This is a genomic window from Nocardia sp. NPDC056100, assembly GCF_042266325.1.
Lineage (GTDB): Bacteria > Actinomycetota > Actinomycetes > Mycobacteriales > Mycobacteriaceae > Nocardia.
This window is the reverse complement of the sequence record NZ_JBHJVY010000003.1, coordinates 1,182,840-1,198,861: the sequence shown is the minus strand read 5'-3', so window position 1 is coordinate 1,198,861 and position 16,022 is coordinate 1,182,840. Positions and strand designations below refer to the sequence as shown.

At 66.3% G+C, this 16,022-nt stretch carries 12 protein-coding genes and 4 tRNA genes; 6 read left to right on the top strand and 10 right to left on the bottom strand.

Annotated elements, in window-relative coordinates:
* Window positions 1-42: 42 nt before the first annotated feature.
* From ACFC0O_RS27715 to ACFC0O_RS27695, 5 genes are all read right to left on the bottom strand, one after another.
* Window positions 43-1,044 carry a pentapeptide repeat-containing protein gene (locus ACFC0O_RS27715; protein ID WP_375962702.1) on the bottom strand — a complete coding sequence of 334 codons (1,002 nt, stop codon included), beginning with the start codon at window positions 1,042-1,044 and terminating at the stop codon, window positions 43-45.
* 65 nt (window positions 1,045-1,109) lie between these two features.
* A tRNA-Phe gene (locus ACFC0O_RS27710) sits at window positions 1,110-1,183 on the bottom strand.
* A 35-nt stretch (window positions 1,184-1,218) separates the two neighbouring features.
* A tRNA-Asp gene (locus tag ACFC0O_RS27705) sits at window positions 1,219-1,292 on the bottom strand.
* Between the two features lie 35 nt (window positions 1,293-1,327).
* Window positions 1,328-1,400 (bottom strand) — tRNA-Glu (locus tag ACFC0O_RS27700).
* Between the two features lie 93 nt (window positions 1,401-1,493).
* Window positions 1,494-2,159, bottom strand: coding sequence for a TetR family transcriptional regulator (locus ACFC0O_RS27695; RefSeq protein ID WP_375962700.1), 666 nt, complete (start codon window positions 2,157-2,159; stop codon window positions 1,494-1,496).
* A 1,174-nt stretch (window positions 2,160-3,333) separates the two neighbouring features.
* Between ACFC0O_RS27695 and ACFC0O_RS27690 the strand changes: the two genes are divergently transcribed.
* The 6 genes from ACFC0O_RS27690 to phoU all read left to right on the top strand — a co-directional run bounded on the left by ACFC0O_RS27690 (window position 3,334) and on the right by phoU (window position 10,165).
* Window positions 3,334-3,406 (top strand) — tRNA-Lys (locus tag ACFC0O_RS27690).
* A 154-nt stretch (window positions 3,407-3,560) separates the two neighbouring features.
* Window positions 3,561-4,160, top strand: a complete 600-nt coding sequence (locus tag ACFC0O_RS27685) for a DUF937 domain-containing protein (protein WP_364641580.1) — start codon at window positions 3,561-3,563, stop codon at window positions 4,158-4,160.
* 208 nt (window positions 4,161-4,368) lie between these two features.
* A complete protein-coding gene (locus ACFC0O_RS27680; protein ID WP_364641583.1) occupies window positions 4,369-5,340 on the top strand; it encodes an acyl-ACP desaturase in 972 nt (323 codons plus the stop codon).
* Between the two features lie 206 nt (window positions 5,341-5,546).
* Window positions 5,547-6,719: a tRNA dihydrouridine synthase DusB gene (gene dusB, locus ACFC0O_RS27675; RefSeq protein WP_375962697.1), complete on the top strand. Its 1,173-nt coding sequence runs from the start codon at window positions 5,547-5,549 to the stop codon at window positions 6,717-6,719.
* A 352-nt stretch (window positions 6,720-7,071) separates the two neighbouring features.
* A complete protein-coding gene (locus ACFC0O_RS27670) occupies window positions 7,072-9,384 on the top strand; it encodes an LCP family protein (protein WP_375962694.1) in 2,313 nt (770 codons plus the stop codon).
* Between the two features lie 109 nt (window positions 9,385-9,493).
* On the top strand, window positions 9,494-10,165 hold the full coding sequence (gene phoU / locus ACFC0O_RS27665; RefSeq protein ID WP_375962691.1) for a phosphate signaling complex protein PhoU: 672 nt from the start codon (window positions 9,494-9,496) through the stop codon (window positions 10,163-10,165).
* A 50-nt stretch (window positions 10,166-10,215) separates the two neighbouring features.
* Here the strand turns inward: phoU and ACFC0O_RS27660 are convergent, their stop codons facing one another.
* The 5 genes from ACFC0O_RS27660 to pstS form a co-directional block, all read right to left on the bottom strand.
* Window positions 10,216-11,841 carry an MFS transporter gene (locus ACFC0O_RS27660; protein ID WP_375962688.1) on the bottom strand — a complete coding sequence of 542 codons (1,626 nt, stop codon included), beginning with the start codon at window positions 11,839-11,841 and terminating at the stop codon, window positions 10,216-10,218.
* A 261-nt stretch (window positions 11,842-12,102) separates the two neighbouring features.
* Window positions 12,103-12,879, bottom strand: a complete 777-nt coding sequence (pstB, locus tag ACFC0O_RS27655) for a phosphate ABC transporter ATP-binding protein PstB (protein ID WP_067568414.1) — start codon at window positions 12,877-12,879, stop codon at window positions 12,103-12,105.
* 17 nt (window positions 12,880-12,896) lie between these two features.
* Window positions 12,897-13,796, bottom strand: a complete 900-nt coding sequence (gene pstA, locus ACFC0O_RS27650) for a phosphate ABC transporter permease PstA (RefSeq protein WP_364641596.1) — start codon at window positions 13,794-13,796, stop codon at window positions 12,897-12,899.
* Window positions 13,793-14,761 (bottom strand): phosphate ABC transporter permease subunit PstC, encoded by a 969-nt coding sequence (gene pstC / locus ACFC0O_RS27645; RefSeq protein ID WP_375963894.1) that lies wholly within the window; start codon window positions 14,759-14,761, stop codon window positions 13,793-13,795. The genes pstA and pstC overlap by 4 nt, the downstream gene beginning before the upstream one ends.
* A gap of 128 nt (window positions 14,762-14,889) precedes the next feature.
* A complete protein-coding gene (gene pstS / locus ACFC0O_RS27640; protein ID WP_375962685.1) occupies window positions 14,890-16,017 on the bottom strand; it encodes a phosphate ABC transporter substrate-binding protein PstS in 1,128 nt (375 codons plus the stop codon).
* Window positions 16,018-16,022: the final 5 nt, after the last annotated feature.

Sequence of the window (16,022 nt, the reverse complement as noted above, 5' to 3'; positions counted from 1 at the left end):
CCAAGATCAGGACGGTCGGCCGGGAACACGCGAAAACGCGGGCTATGCCTGGTACGGCTTGGATCGCGGCGCGAAGTCGTTCGGCCAGACGGTGTCCGCGTCGAACCGCACCGCCATGAATCTCGCCCCGGCCAGCCGTTCCTCGGCCACTGTCATCAGGTCAGGTGGCGGAGTGTCGGAGAGGGACATGGTGAATCCATCGCCGAGGCTCGCACCCCGCAGATCCACCCGGCCGAAGATCGCGCCCTGCAGTTCGGCACGGCCGAATGTGGCTTTGCGCAGGTCGACAGCGGAGAACATGGCATTCTGCAACTTCGCGCCGAACAATCCGGCATCCCGCATCGAGACGCCCTGGAAGCCCGCGCCACGTAGGTCGGCGTCATACGCGTGCACACCATCCAGGGTGGAGTCGAAGAATGTCGCGTCCCGTAGGTCGGCCTCGTCCAGCGAGGCATTTACCAGGTTGGATCGGTGCAGGTAGACGTTCCTGAGGTGCGCCCCGTCCAGGTCCACCCACGCCAAGCATGTGTTCGAGAGATCGATGCGCTCACCACGCGTCTCGTCACGACTACCCACCACGGTCAAAGCGGTCTGGATATCGATCTCGGGTTTCCGCTCTCCCACACCGCATTCCGGGCCATTCGGTGCGTGGGTGCGCACGAAAGCGGCCAGCATCTGCGTGATCGGCACACGATCCGGTTCCGAGTCCTCGGCCAGCTTGCGTAGCAGGTTGATTCCGCCCAGCCGGATGTCGAGGCTGCTGTTGCCCAGCTGCTCGACGGCTTTGGCGAAGCGGTCGGTGACGGCGGTCTGACGTGCCAGTCCGGACTGTTCGCTTGTCGCCCTGAGTGATTGGTTGGTGAACCACAGCGTGGCCAGTGCGGCGATGGTGGTGACCATGGCCGCGAGCTTCGGCCAACCGCCCCAGCCGAACAGCGCGCGGCTCGCGCGGCGGACGCGGAAGCGGCGCGTATCGGGTTGGCGCAGAGAGTGAATGCGATTCGGACGGCGTCGCGCGCCGGTTCCCCCCGTTGCTGATCTCACCCCTTGATTTTCCCTCGGGGGTACGACAAAAAAGGCCGCACCCGCAGGTGCGACCTTTGTCGTTGTGGCCAGAGCCGGGATCGAACCGGCGACCTTCCGCTTTTCAGGCGGACGCTCGTACCAACTGAGCTACCTGGCCGAAGCACCCGGTATCGAATGCCAAGATAAGTCTTGCGACCCTGACGGGACTCGAACCCGCGACCTCCGCCGTGACAGGGCGGCGCGCTAACCAACTGCGCCACAGGGCCTTGCTTGCTCCACTACAACAGTGTTGCCACTGTTGTACCCCCTACGGGATTCGAACCCGCGCTACCGCCTTGAAAGGGCGGCGTCCTAGGCCGCTAGACGAAGGGGGCCCGCCGGATCACTCCGGACCGTTACACTCAACGGCTTCCGTTGGGAGCGGAGATAGCTTATGACAGCATCCGCTCTATTCCCAAATCTGCTGGTCAAACCGTCAAATTGAGATCTTCCAGCCGGGCGGACACCCGCCAGCCCACGCGCCGGAACTCCTCGGTCCACTCGGGAGTCGCGGTTGCTTCCACGATCATCTCGAGCGCCTCGGTGAACCGGGAGCGCAGATCGACCGGACCGCCCAGCACATCGGCGATATAGCGCTGACCCGCCAGGGCCGCCGCCAGCGTGCGGGTGAAGCGGTCCGGATCGGCGTCACCGCGCAATTGCTTGTGCTCGGTGGCGCGCACCGCGAGCAGCCGGATGGACCGCCCGAGAATGCGGCCGCCGCCGGCCTGGATATCGCGATAGAACTCCGGTTCGATGATGAGCCGGAACTCGGCCTGGATGATGATGTCGTTCTCCAGCCGCAGCGCGATCTCGTCGATCATGCCGTGCAGGACATCCAGGGGTCCGAGATCCCCTCTGCCGAGCCATCTTTCGGTGGACACGCGGTAGCGGTCGACTGCCGCTTCCAAGACCGCGCGAGCCAGGTCCTCCTTGGAGTCGAAGTGAAAGTACATGGCGCCCTTGGTCGCGCGTGAACCTTCCAATATGCGGTTGAGCGATGCAGCGGCATAGCCGCTCTTCCCGAACTCAACGGCGGCGGACCTTATGATCGCCGCGCGTGTCCGGCGGGCCCGCTCTTGCTGCCGTGCCATGCTCGAAACGCCTCCGAAGCTAGCTACCGCCGCTGGCTACCCCGTGGTGTTCCACAAAGCGCCCTCGACGCAAAGTTACGTGTCTTTCAAATACTTCAAAACGGGCTTCGCCCGAATTACCAAACTTTTGGTACGAAAAAGCGCGAAAAACTTGAAACACACCAACTGGTATAGTTTTTCCCGCCCGGGTGCGCCGCAGGGGGTGCGCACCCGGGCGTTCTAGTCGTCTGGAACCGCCTCCCGCAGCCTGATCTGTTGGAGCCGCGATCGATCGGAACCGTTCGCAACCCATTCGGGCATATCAACGATAAGCCGAATCCCGTGCTACCGGGGCAATCCCGGTTCTTCAGGAATTCACCAGTCGGTCACCGTACCCGGAATGCGCACCCTGCGTGAGGTGTACCGGAGAGTCAGTTAGCCAGCATGCCCCCTATCGAAAACCGCAATTCCCCAGCTAACAGCTGGGTGAATGGTCCGGAAAGCTGAATTCGCCCATATCCCTTGAACGTTCGGTATTCGGCCACAGCGGCACACCCCGCCGCCGCACGCCCGGCAGCACCCGCGGTACCGAGCGCCGCCGGCCGCGCCGAATCCGGCCGGTTCCCGGCCTGCGCTCCAAAATGCTTGCCACACATCACCATTGGATGATATTCACAATCAGGCGCATCGAAACAATCTGCGTGTCAACGCGATTGCCGAACGGCAGTACAGCGCCGGTTCCGGCGTGCGCGCGCACGACCGGGACGCAACCGGGCCGCACCCCTCGCGCCGCCCGCGCGCCCCTCCCCGGCGCGCGGTCCGCCCCCGCCCGCGCCGCCATCAATCCCCACCGACCGGTCCGCACCCTCACAGCCCCTCATCGTGCTCCGCGCACCCCACCCCGGTGCCCCCGAAACTGGGGGATCGGCACATTCAGTCACCCCTTTGGCGCACCCGGTCACCCGACCACGAGACTCACGCGAACCCGGCAACGACACGACACTCCGGCGAACCGGCCACGCGCGCACCGCGCTCCGGACACCCACCCGAGCGCACCACCCCCGCCGCAGCGCCCGGCGACACCACCGACACACGCGGGGCCAACCGCCGTGACCAGCGCAAATGCCGTCCGGCAGCACACAATTGGATACTCATTTAACACTTGCGGGGTCAACCTACTAAAGTGATCGACCGCGCCCCTATAGCTCAGTTGGTAGAGCTACGGACTTTTAATCCGCAGGTCGCAGGTTCGAGCCCTGCTGGGGGCACAGTTTGTCCCATATGGGACACAGTTGCCGAGGGGTCCGGGATACTACTTTCGGGCCCCTCGCCACTCGGCGAATCCGTGGCAATCTGTCCGGATTTCGCCTACCGTGACCCCCGTAGGGCTTTTCCGGGATGCCAACACCACAGGCGGAGTTCATGACTTCCTTCGATGACCTGCTCTCCAACGTGCCCGTCGCACAGATCGCCGACAAGCTCGGAGTCGACGAGGCGACCGCCACCACAGCGATCAACGCGGCCATTCCGGTCCTCCTCGGCGGATTCCAGGCACAGGCCGGCAACCCCGACGAGGGCCTCAATCTGGAAGGCGAAGTCGCCAACCAGCCGCACGGACTACTCGACGGCGGCGTCGATATCGACAAGGTCGACGTCGACAACGGCAGCCAGATCGTCGACCAGACCTTCGGCGCCGAGAAGAACACCGTCATCAGCGCCCTCGGAAACGTGGGCGGCGGCAACGCCCAGGACCTGATGGCCAAACTCCTCCCCCTGCTCGCCCCCATTGTCTTGGCCTACCTTGGTAAGAAGGCAATGGGCGGTGGCGGCGCGGCCACCGGTGGCGGCGAGACCGCTGCCGCAGGTAGCGGCGGTATCGGCGACATCCTCGGCAGCCTGCTCGGCGGCGCCACCGGCGGTAAGGGCGGTGGCGGACTCGGGGACATCCTCGGCAAGGCCGTCGGCCAGAACGCCGGCAATGTGCTCGGCAATGTGCTGGGCGGACTGCTCGGCAAGAAGTGAGTTCGCACCGAGACACGATGTGCGGCTAACGAACTGCGGCTCACGGCGATAGACAGGGCGCCGTGGGCCGTTGTCATATGACATCTCTCACTGACCCCGCAATGGCACTCGCATGAGTTTCACATCACCATACGGTGCCGTAAGGTATGGGCCGCGGCGGCAGGCCGGCGAGGGTAGACAGCTTGATCGCGATACGAAGGGCATATACATGGCAAAGGATCTGACTCAACTCGAGCTACTGACGGAGTTGGAGCCGGTTGCCGCGGAGAACGTAGATCGGCACCTCTCCCTGGCCAAGGAATGGCATCCGCACGACTACGTGCCGTGGGACGAGGGCCGCAACTTCGCCGCCATGGGCGGCCAGGACTGGGATCCGTCGCAGTCCAGGCTGAGCGAGCTCGCCAGGGCGTCCATGATCACCAACCTGCTCACCGAGGACAACCTCCCGTCCTACCACCGGGAAATCGCCGAGAACTTCTCCCAGGACGGTGCCTGGGGCACCTGGGTCGGCCGCTGGACCGCCGAGGAGAACCGGCACGGCATCGTCATGCGCGACTACCTCGTCACCACGCGCGCCGTCGACCCGGTCGCCCTCGAAGAAGCCCGCATGATCCACATGACCAACGGCTTCGCCTCCCCCGCGCAGGTCAACCAGGACGACGCCGGATTCCTGTACTCGGTCGCGTACGTGACCTTCCAGGAACTCGCCACCCGCGTCTCGCACCGCAACACCGGGCGCGTCTGCGACGACCCGATCGCCGACCGCATGCTGCAGCGCATCGCGGCCGACGAGAACCTGCACATGATCTTCTACCGCAACATGTGCGGTGCGGCGCTTGACCTTTCGCCGGACCAGACCCTCGAGGCCATCACCCTCATCCTGGAGAACTTCCAGATGCCGGGCGCGGGCATGCCCAACTTCCGCCGCAACGGCGTGCTGATGGCCAAGCACGGCATCTACGACCTGCGCCAGCACCTCGAAGAGGTCGTGAACCCGGTCCTGAAGAAGTGGCGCATCTTCGAGCGCGACGACTTCACCACCCGCGGCGAGGAGACCCGCGAACGCCTCGGCCTCTTCCTGGAGAAGCTCGGCAAGGACGTCCTCAAGTTCGAGGAACAGCGCGACCGCATGCTCGCCCGCGAAGCCGCCAAGGCCGAAAAGGCAATGGCTAGCCTGTGAGGCGCAGTGGGGGCTCCGCCCCCACACCCCCGACCGAAGGGGAACGCTGACGCGAGGTCTTGGGGGCGGTGCCCCCAAACCCCCGCAGCGGCGCAAAACGATTGGCCCACTTTTCCTCACGCCCGGCCTCTCGCGACGTCCAGTCGCGAGAGGCCGTTTGCTTGTCAGAGCCCGCTTGCGGGGGATGTGATCCGGGGCACGCGGGGATGGGTGAGACACTGGTGGGCGTGACGACCTCGATCGAAGCCTCCAAGTCCACGCTGCGGATCGGACCGTATCCGGTCGATCCGGCGGTCGTGCTGGCGCCGATGGCGGGGATCACCAATGTCGCCTTCCGGACGCTGTGCCGGGAATTCGGCAGTGCCACTTCCATTTACGTGTGCGAGATGATCACCGCCCGCGCGGTGGTGGAGCGTAATGAGAAGACGCTGCACATGATGTCGTTCGGGGCGGACGAGAGCCCGCGGTCGATGCAGCTGTACGCCGTCGATCCCAAAACCGTCGGGGAGGCCGTGAAGGTCATCGTCGGTGAGGGGTGGGCGGACCACATCGATCTGAACCTCGGCTGCCCGGTGCCCAAGGTGACCCGGCTCGGGGGTGGGGCGGCGCTGCCGTACAAGCGGCGACTGTTCCAGGACATCGTCAAGGCGATGGTGTCGGCGGCCGAACCGGCCGGGGTGCCGATCACGGTGAAATTCCGGATCGGGATCGACGATGAGCACCACACCTTCCTCGATACCGGGCGGATCGCCGAGGCCGAAGGCGCGGCCGCCGTCGCGCTGCACGCGCGCACCGCCGCGCAGCGCTACTCCGGTGAGGCCGACTGGACCGCGATCGCGCGGCTCAAGGAAGCCGTCACCACCATCCCGGTGCTCGGCAACGGCGATATCTTCAGCGCCGACGACGCCCTGCGCATGATGGCCGAAACCGGCTGCGACGGCGTCGTCGTCGGACGCGGATGCCTCGGCCGCCCTTGGCTTTTCGCGGAACTGCAGGCGGCGCTGCGCGGTGAGCCGCTGCCCGCGCCGCCGAATCTGGGCCGGGTCGGGGAAATCCTGCGCAGGCATACCGAACTGCTCGTCGCACACGACGGCGAGGACAAGGCCATGCGCGATATCCGCAAGCATATGGCCTGGTACCTGATGGGCTTCCCGATCGGCGGGGATCTGCGCCGCGGCTTCGCCACGGTCGGCAGCATGAATCAGCTGAACGACCTGATCGGGCAACTCGACGTGAATGCGCCATTCCCAAAGGACGCCGAAGGCCCGCGCGGCCGCCAGGGCTCGCCCGGCAAGGTGGCGCTGCCCGACGGCTGGCTCGACGATCCCGAGGATCCGACCGTCCCCTGCGCCGCGGACGTCATGCACAGCGGCGGCTGACCCGCCCGACCGGCCGGAATGCCCGCCGACGGCCATCGAGAACGGCCTCGGCGCGCACGGCACGCGGCGGCACCGCCCGGCCCGAGCAGCGCTCGCCCCGGACTGCGATGTCGTAACGCCCGCCGAGTCGGACGCCGCGTTTCGGAATGAATCGCCCGGTCCCTGGCAGAATTCCGCGAATGCTCGCAGCACCGCCGCTGCGGTCGACTCGCCGAACTCCGTGCCGCGGAAACCGGGCGCGGCGGATTTATGGCGGAATGCGGTACACACGGTCGATCGGCGTTCGAGTGGTCGACCGTGGCGGAATCGTTATCATGGCGGTCGGCATCGAAAAGCAAAGTGAGGTTCGTTGGTGGGTGACGATCGGTACGGGCGTACGCCACGGCCCGGAGGTCGCGCCCCGTGGGAGCGCTATCCCGCGGACGACGACGCCCAACCACGCGCCTCCCGGCGGTCCAGGCATAACGACAATCCGGACCCCGGCTCCGCACCCATCTCGGTGCAGGACCTCGTCGAACGCGTCGACAGCGAACGCAAATCCCGCCGTCGCCGCCGCAAGGACGATGACGACGCACAGCATCCCGCCGATCCGGCCACCCGCCGCCCGCCCGCCGACAGCACCGGAGCCCGCCGCGCGGTAGCACCCGACAGCGCCGCCACCCGGCGGGAACCCCCCGCCCCCAACGGTTCTCAGCGCGGCACCAACGGCGATACCGGCGCCCGCTATCCCGTCACCCCGGATCCGGCCGCCCCCAACGGTTCCCGGCACGGCACCGAGGCCACCGGCTCCGGGCGCACCGTCCGGCCGAATCCGCCGGGCGGCGCGCACACCGCACCCGGCGGCACCGGCGCACAGCGCGCCGTACCCCCGAACACACCGGGCGGCACCGGATCTCAGCGCGCGGTAGCGCCGAACGCCAATGCCGCCGACGGACTCCGCCGCGTCGCCACCCCCGCCGATAACGCCCGCCGGGACGCGAACGGCCGCATCGACCCGACCGCGGATCCCGTCACCGAGGAACTACCCGCGCTCACCGAACCGCCCCGGGCCGAACGCAAGAGCAAGAAACTGCGCGCCCCCGCCCCGGTCGAATCGCCCGCCGACTATCCGACCACCGCGCTGCCCACCGCGGTCGGGCCGAAACAGCTCTCCCCCGGACGCCGTCGCCGCAATCGGCGACTGCACCTGGCCGGGCGCAGCGCGCTCGCCCTGTTCGCCGTCATCGCCATGCTCATCACCGGCGGCGGCTGGAGTTACCTCAAGGCCAAGGACAGCAACTTCACCCAGGTCTCCGCGCTCGACAACGACTCCCCCGACGTCGTCGACGCCGATGCGCAATACGGTGACGAGAACTTCCTCATCGTCGGCACCGACACCCGCGCGGGCGCGAATTCCCAACTGGGCGCGGGCAATACCGAGGACGCCGAAGGCGCGCGCTCGGACACCGTCATGCTGGTGAACATTCCCGCCAACCGGCAGCGCGTGGTCGCGGTCTCCTTCCCGCGCGACCTGGACGTCACCCGACCGGTCTGCGAAGGCTGGAACAACGACAAGGGCTCCTACACCGGCGAGAGCTTCCCGTCCGCCATCGGCGACAAGCTCAATGCCGTGTACGCGCTCGGCGGGCCGAAATGCCTGACCAAGGTCATCCAGAAAATGTCCGGCCTGAAGATCAACCACTTCGTCGGCATCGACTTCGCGGGCTTCGAAACCATGGTGGACACCATCGGCGGCGTCGAGGTCTGCAGCACCAAACCACTGGTCGACGAAATCCTCGGCACCGTGCTCACCACCCCCGGTAAGCAGGTCGTGAACGGTTCCACCGCACTCGATTACGTGCGCGCCCGGCATGTGGTCGGCGAGGAACGCAGCGACTACGACCGCATCAACCGGCAGCAGCGCTTCCTGTCCTCACTGCTGCGCGGGGCGCTGTCCAGCAAGGTGCTTTTCGATCCGGGCAAGCTGAACGGCTTCATCAACGCGTTCGCCCAGCACTCGTTCATGGACAATGTCACCACCAAGGATCTGCTCATGCTCGGGCGGTCCATGCAGAAGATGCAGGCCGGTGCGATCACCTTCCTGACCGCGCCGACGGCGGGAACCACGTCCTACGGCAATGAGATTCCGCGCGAATCCGATATCAAGGCCATCTTCCGCGCGGTCATCGACGATCAGCCGCTGCCCGGGGAGAAGAAGACCGATCCGGCCACCACCACCAGCGAGGCCCCGGCCGCCAAGCCGAAACTGACCGCGGTCGATCCGTCCACGGTCTCGCTGCAGGTGTCCAACGGTTCCGGCGTCTCGGGCGTGGCCTCCACGGCCGCGACCAAACTCGCGAACCAGGGCTTCCAGATCTACAGCACCGGCAATTACGCCGACGGCACCGCGGCCAAGACCATCGTGCGCTACTCCAGCGGACACGAGGCGGCCGCCGCCACCGTCGCCAGCTCGTTGCCGGGCGCGAGTCTCGAGCCCGCGACCGGACTCGGCAGCATTGTCGAAGTCGTGCTCGGATCGGACTACGCGGGTAGCGTGAAAGCGCCCACCGCGTTCGGCCAGCCGCTGGCCGACACACCCACCGACTCCGGCGGGGCGAGTGCGGCTCCGGTCACACTGCCGTCCGACCTGGAACACGTCAACGCCGCCGACGACACCTGCAAGTAGCGTCGTCGGCACGGCTCGGACGTGCGGCGACCGCGCCGGAACGGACCGGCACCGATGATTCACCCACCGTTGGTGACTTGGTCAGCGGGTACCACTAGTGTCTTGACTCATGCGTGTCATCTACAACGAACAAATGGCCGAGCTCGCCGATCTACTCGGCGGCATGGCGGGGCTTGCCGGATCGGCGATGGAGCGGGCCACCAACTCGCTGCTGAACGCCGACCTCGAGCTCGCGGAGCAGGTGATCACCGAGTACGACCGCATTGCCGAGATGATCCAGCTGGCCGAGGAGAAGGCGTTCGCGCTGCTCGCCCTGCAGGCCCCCGTTGCGGGTGATTTGCGGCAGGTCGTCAGCGCCATCCAGATCGTCGCCGACGTGAACCGGATGGGCGCGCTCGCCCTGCACGTCGCCAAGATGACCCGTCGGCGCTTCCCCAATCACGCCGTGCCCGAGGCCGTCAACAGCTACTTCGCCGAAATGGGGCGAATCGCCGTCAAGATGGGCGCCACCGCCAAGGAGGTGCTGGAGACCCGTGATCCCGAGCGGGCCGCCAAGCTCACCGACGACGATGAGGCGATGGATGATCTGCGCAAGCACATCTTCACGCTGATCATGGACCGCGACTGGCAGTTCGGCGTGGCGGCTGCGGTCGATGTCGCACTGCTGGGCCGCTACTACGAGCGCTTCGCCGACCACGCCGTCGAGATCGGGCGTCGCGTGGTGTTCCTGGTGACCGGCGTACTGCCGCCGGACCCGGACTCGGAAAAAGAAAGCATCTGAACAACTCTCGTAGGCGCCCGCACACGACACGGTGCGGGCGCTGAGTTGTATCAGGACCGCTGATCCACCGATTCCTCTGCGGGGGTATCGGTTTCGCGCCAGCCGAGCAGGACCGAGGGGCCGCGTTCCGGCTTCCAGGGCAGCGCTACGGCGACGATGAGGGCCGCTACCACCAAGGTGCCCACGGCGACGTAGGACGCGGCTGTCGCGCCGTCCAGGGCCGCCACCTTCATGGCGTGCACCAGATCCATCTTCGCCTGTGCCAGTAGCGGATTCACGGGGGCCTTGACGATCTCCAGGACGCTGATGGGCGTATTGCTCGCCAGTTCCTTCTGCTGCGGGGTCATGATCTGGCCGGGAATCGCGGCGATCTTGCCGCCGACATTGTGCGTGTACACCGAGGTCATGATCGAACCGAGCAGGGCCACGCCCAGTGCGCCGCCCACCTCACGCGTGGTGTCGTTGACCGCCGAACCCGCGCCCGCCTCCTCCAAAGGCACCGAGCCCATGATGGATTCGGTCGCCGGACCCTGAACCACCGCGAACCCCAGGCCCATCAGGATCATGGACACCACCACCGGTCCCACATAGGCGGTGTCGACGGTGGTGCGGCCCGCCAGGTACATGGCCGCGGCCAGAATCAACAGTCCGCCCACCACCATGGCGGTGGTGCCGAAACGCTGCGCCAGCATGGTCGCGATCGGCGCGCCGAAACCGACGGCGATCGCGAAAGGCAGTGAGTGGATGCCGAATTCGAGCGGCGTCAACTCCTTCACACCCTGGAAGTACTGGGTGATCAGGAACAGGAAGCCGAACGCGGCGAAGTAGGAAACCGTGATCGCCAGCGACGGCAGCGCGAAACGGCGATTGCGGAACAGCCGCATATTCAGCACCGGCGTCGCCACCCGCAGCTCCCAGCCCACGAACACCGCCAGCGCGATAATCGAAAGCAGGTATCCCGCAAGGCTTTGCGCGGACAGCCAGCCGTGCTTGGGCGCCTCGATGATCGACCAGACGAGCGCCGTCACACCCGCGAGGGACAGCACGATGCCGATGCGATCGAGCTTGTCCACATGTGCCGCACGCGATTCCGGCACCGTGATCAACACCGCCGCGATGGCGACCAGCGCCACCGGCACATTGATCCAGAACACCGAATGCCAGGAGAAGTACTGCAGCAGCCAGCCGCCGACGGTCGGGCCGATGGCGACGGCGATACCGGCCATGGCGGTCCAGGCCGCGATGGCCGCGGCGCGCTCGCGCGGATTGGTGAAGATATTGATCAGCAGGGCCAGCGTCGCCGGGAAGACCACGGCCGCGAATACGCCCATCCCCGCGCGGGCGGCGATGACCTGCCCCAGCCCCGAGGACAGGGCGCCCGCCGCCGACATGGCCGCCACACCGGTCAGGCCGATGATCATGAACTTGCGCCGCCCGTACCGATCGCCGAGATGACCCATGGCGAGCAGCAGTCCCGAGAACGCCAGCGTGAACGCGTCCACGATCCACTGCAGCCCGCTCATATCGGCCTGCAGCTGCACCGCCATCGACGGCAGCGCCACATTCACCAGCGTGTTGTCCAGCACCACAAGCAGTTCCGCCAGGCAGATGGCAACGAGCGCCGCTATGCGCGCCCGCCTGCTCAACTCCCCGGCCGCGGTTCCCCGGCTCGCCATTGAAACAGTCACCCCACACCTCCAACTAGACCGATCGGTTTACCACCTCAGACTAGATGTAACTCACAGTTGCACACAATCCTCCACGCCCCATATGACGCAGCCCACAAGCGCGCTACCGCGCGCACAAACAAAAGCCGCCCCCGTTCCTTTCGGAACGGGGGCGGCAACACATCCGATCGGAGCGGAGGCTTCCCACCCCATTCATGCCCGTGGCCCCGTTCCGGCAGGAACGGGGCCACGAGACCTACAGAGAGAGCTTTATCCGAAGCGGCCGGAGATGTAGTCCTCGGTGGACTTCTGGGACGGGTTGGAGAAGATCTTCTCCGTCTCGTCGATCTCGATGAGCTTGCCGGGCTTGCCCTGGGCTTCGAGGTTGAAGAAGGCGGTCTGGTCGCTCACGCGGGCGGCCTGCTGCATGTTGTGCGTGACGATGACGATGGTGAACTCCTTCTTCAGCTCGGAGATCAGATCCTCGATCGCGAGCGTGGAGATGGGGTCCAGGGCCGAGCAGGGCTCGTCCATGAGCAGCACATCGGGCGAGATGGCAATCGCGCGGGCGATGCACAGACGCTGCTGCTGACCACCGGAGAGGCCGCCGCCGGGCTTGTCGAGCCGGTCCTTGACCTCGTTCCAGAGGTTGGCGCCGCGCAGCGAGCGCTCGGCCACCTCTTCGAGCTCCTTCTTGCCGCGCACGCCCTGCAGCTTGAGCCCGGCCACCACATTGTCGCGAATGGACATGGTGGGGAACGGGTTCGGCCGCTGGAACACCATGCCGATGGTGCGCCGCACGCCCACCGGATCGATGGTGGCGCCGTAGATGTCCTCACCGTCGAGCAGCACCGCGCCTTCGACGCGGGCGCTCGGGGTCACCTCGTGCATGCGGTTCAGCGCCCGCAGCACGGTGGACTTACCGCAGCCGGACGGGCCGATGAAGGCGGTCACGCTGCGCGGCAGCACGGTCAGCGAAACATCGGAGACCGCATGGAATTTGCCATAGTAGATATTGAGATCTTTGACGTCGATCCGCTTGGCCATCAGTCTTTTCCGTTCCTCTATCGGTTCCGCGTCAGCAGCTTGTTGACCGCCGCAGCGGCGAGGTACAGCAGCGCGATGATCAGGATCAGGGTCAGGGCGGCGCCCCACACCCGTGCGCGTCCGGCGGGTTCCGGGTTGGCCAGCTCCTGGTAGATCATCAGCGGCAGCGAGGCCATATTGCCGTCGAACAGGTTCTGGTTGATCGACTTCGAGTAGCCGACCAGCACCAGCACCGGCGCGGTCTCACCCATGACGCGGGCGATCGAGAGCAGGATGCCGGAGATCATGCCGGGCGCCGCGGTCGGAACCACAATGCGCAGAATGGTTTTCCACTTCGGAATGCCGAGAGCGTATGAGGCTTCCCGCAATTCGTCGGGAACCAGCTTGAGCATCTCCTCGGTACTGCGCACCACCACCGGCAGCATGAGCAGCACCAGGGCCAACGCCACCGCGAAAGCACTCTGCGGCGCACCGAAAGTGGCGATCCACAGCGCGAAGATGAACAGCGCGGCGACGATCGAGGGCACACCCGCGAGGATGTCGACCATGAAGGTGGTGGTCTTGGCCAGCCAGCCGCGACCGTATTCCACCAGGTAGATGGCGGCCATGATGCCCAGCGGCACAGCGATTATCGCCGCCATGGCCGACTGCACGATGGTGCCGTAGATGGCGTGGTAGACACCGCCCGCGTACTGCTCGGGCAGCACGCCCTTCTGGGACTTGGTCCACCAGTCGATGGAAGCGACCGCGTCCCAGCCTCTTTCGATGACGGTGTACAGCACCCACAGCAGCGGCACCAGCGCGATGGCGAAGCAACCCCAGACGATGCCGGTGGCAAGCCCGTTCTTGATGCGGCGGCCGGTGCTGACATGCCGGAAGGTCGGGGCCTTGATCGGCTTGTCGAGTGTGGTGGTCATCCGTTCACCTTCCCGCCTGCGACGAGCCGAGCGAGCGCGTTGACCACGAAGGTCAGTGCGAACAACACGAAACCGGCGGCGATATAGGCGCCGGTCGGCAGCTTGGAGCTGAATTCCGAAGCGGCGGAAGCGATCTTGGAGGCGAAGGTGTAGCCGCCGTCGAACAGCGACCAGCCGCCCGCCTTGGCCGAGGTGCGCAGCACCACGAGCACGGCGATGGTCTCACCGAGCGCACGGCCCAGGCCGAGCATGGAGCCCGCGATCACACCGGAGCGGCCGTACGGCAGCACCGTCATGCGCACGACCTCCCACTTGGTGGCCCCGAGCGCCTGCGCCGCCTCGATGTGCGAGAGCGGCGTCAGGCCGAACACCTCACGACTCACCGAGGTGATGATCGGCAGGATCATCACCGCCAGCACCACGCCGGCGGTGAAGATGGTGCCGGCGTACGTGCTGAGATTCCCGTCCGAGAACAGGAAGAACCAGCCGAGATGTTCGTTCAGGAAGCGCTGGAGCGGCTCGATTTTCGGAGCCAGCACCAGCACGCCCCAGAGACCGAAGACGATCGAAGGCACCGCGGCGAGCAGGTCGACGACCGTGGAGAACGGCCGGGCCAGCGCCTTGGGCGCGTACTGCGTCAGGAACAACGCGATCCCGACGCCGATCGGCACGGCGATCACCAGCGCCATCACCGCGCTCAGCACCGTGACCATGAACAGGTCCTTGATGCCGAAGCGCAGATTGTCCGCGTTCGAGGTGTTGAACTCGGAGCTGGTGAAGAAGTTCGCCTTGTTCGCCAGCACCGAGGGCACCGCGCGAATCAGCAGGAACAGCGCGATCAACGCGATGGCCGCGACGATCACCCCGCCGGCGGTGGTGGCCGCCGAACGGAAAATGAACTCCGCCCCGTACTTACTGGGCGCTTTACGCCCCGCGGCCGGCTTGGTGCTGGGTTCGGTCGGCATGAGCGCAGTATCCCCCGGCAGCTGGGCACGGTCCTCGCGCGGGTCGGTCGTCACCGACAGGCCCGCCGAGGCTGTTTCGTCGTGCACGGTCATGGTGCTTCTTCGATCAGTCGGTGGCGATCAGTCGATCAGGAAATGGCGGCGATCGCGGTGGTCAGCTTGGTCTTGAACGCATCCGGGATCGGCACGTAGCCGGCATCCGCGAGGCCGTTCTGACCGTTGCCGACGGCCGAGGTCAGGAACGCCTTGACAGCCTTGGCGGTGTCGGCGTCGCTGTACTTCGAGCAGACGATCTCGTAGGTGGCCAGCATGATCGGGTAGGCGCCACCGGTGGTGGGCTTGTAGATCGAGCTGTTGTCCAGCACCAGGTCGTTGCCCTGGCCGGAGATCTTGACGCTGTCGATCGCCTTACCGGCGGTCGCGGAGGTCAGCTCGACCGGCTTCGGGTCGTTCGAGGTGGCGGTGGTCAGGATGCGCGCCACCGACAGGCTCTGCGACTTCGCGAACGCCCACTCGTTGTAGGTGATCGAGAACGGGGTGGACTTGATGGCGGCCGAGGTGCCCTCGTTGCCCTTCGCACCCTCGCCGACGCCGCCGGCGAACGCCTTGCCCGCACCCTTGCCCCAGGCGCCGTCCGACGCGGAGTCCAGGTACTTCTGGAAGTTGTCGGTGGTGCCGGACTCGTCCGAACGGAACAGGACCGCGATCTTGTCCGAGGTCAGCTTGTCGGCCTTACCGGTGTTGAGCGCCTTGATGTGGGCGTCATCCCAGGTGGTGATCTGGCCGTTGAAGATCTTGGCCAGGGTCGGGGCGTCCAGCACCAGGTCGGTCACGCCGGGCACGTTGTAGGTGACGGCGATGGGACCGAAGACGGTCGGCAGGTTCCAGGCCGGGCTGCCACAGCGGGCGGCGGCCTTGTCGGTCTCACCCTTCTTGGCGTCCAGCGGCGAGTCGGAGCCCGCGAAATCGGTCTGGCCGCCGATGAATTCGTTCACACCCGCGCCGGAGCCCGACGAGGTGTAGTCCAGCTTGGCGCCGGAGCAGTTGCCCTCGTAGGCGGCGACGAAGCGGTCCATCGCGTTCTTCTGAGCGGACGAGCCGCTGGCCTTGAGAGCGGTCTTGCCGCCGCAGGCGACGTCGATCTTGGCGACGTTGCCCGTCTGGGCGGAGTTGTCGTCGCTGCCACAGGCGGTCAGCGTCATGGCGCCGGCCGCTGCCAGCACACCGATCAAGGCGCTGCTGCGCTTGAGATTCACTTGGT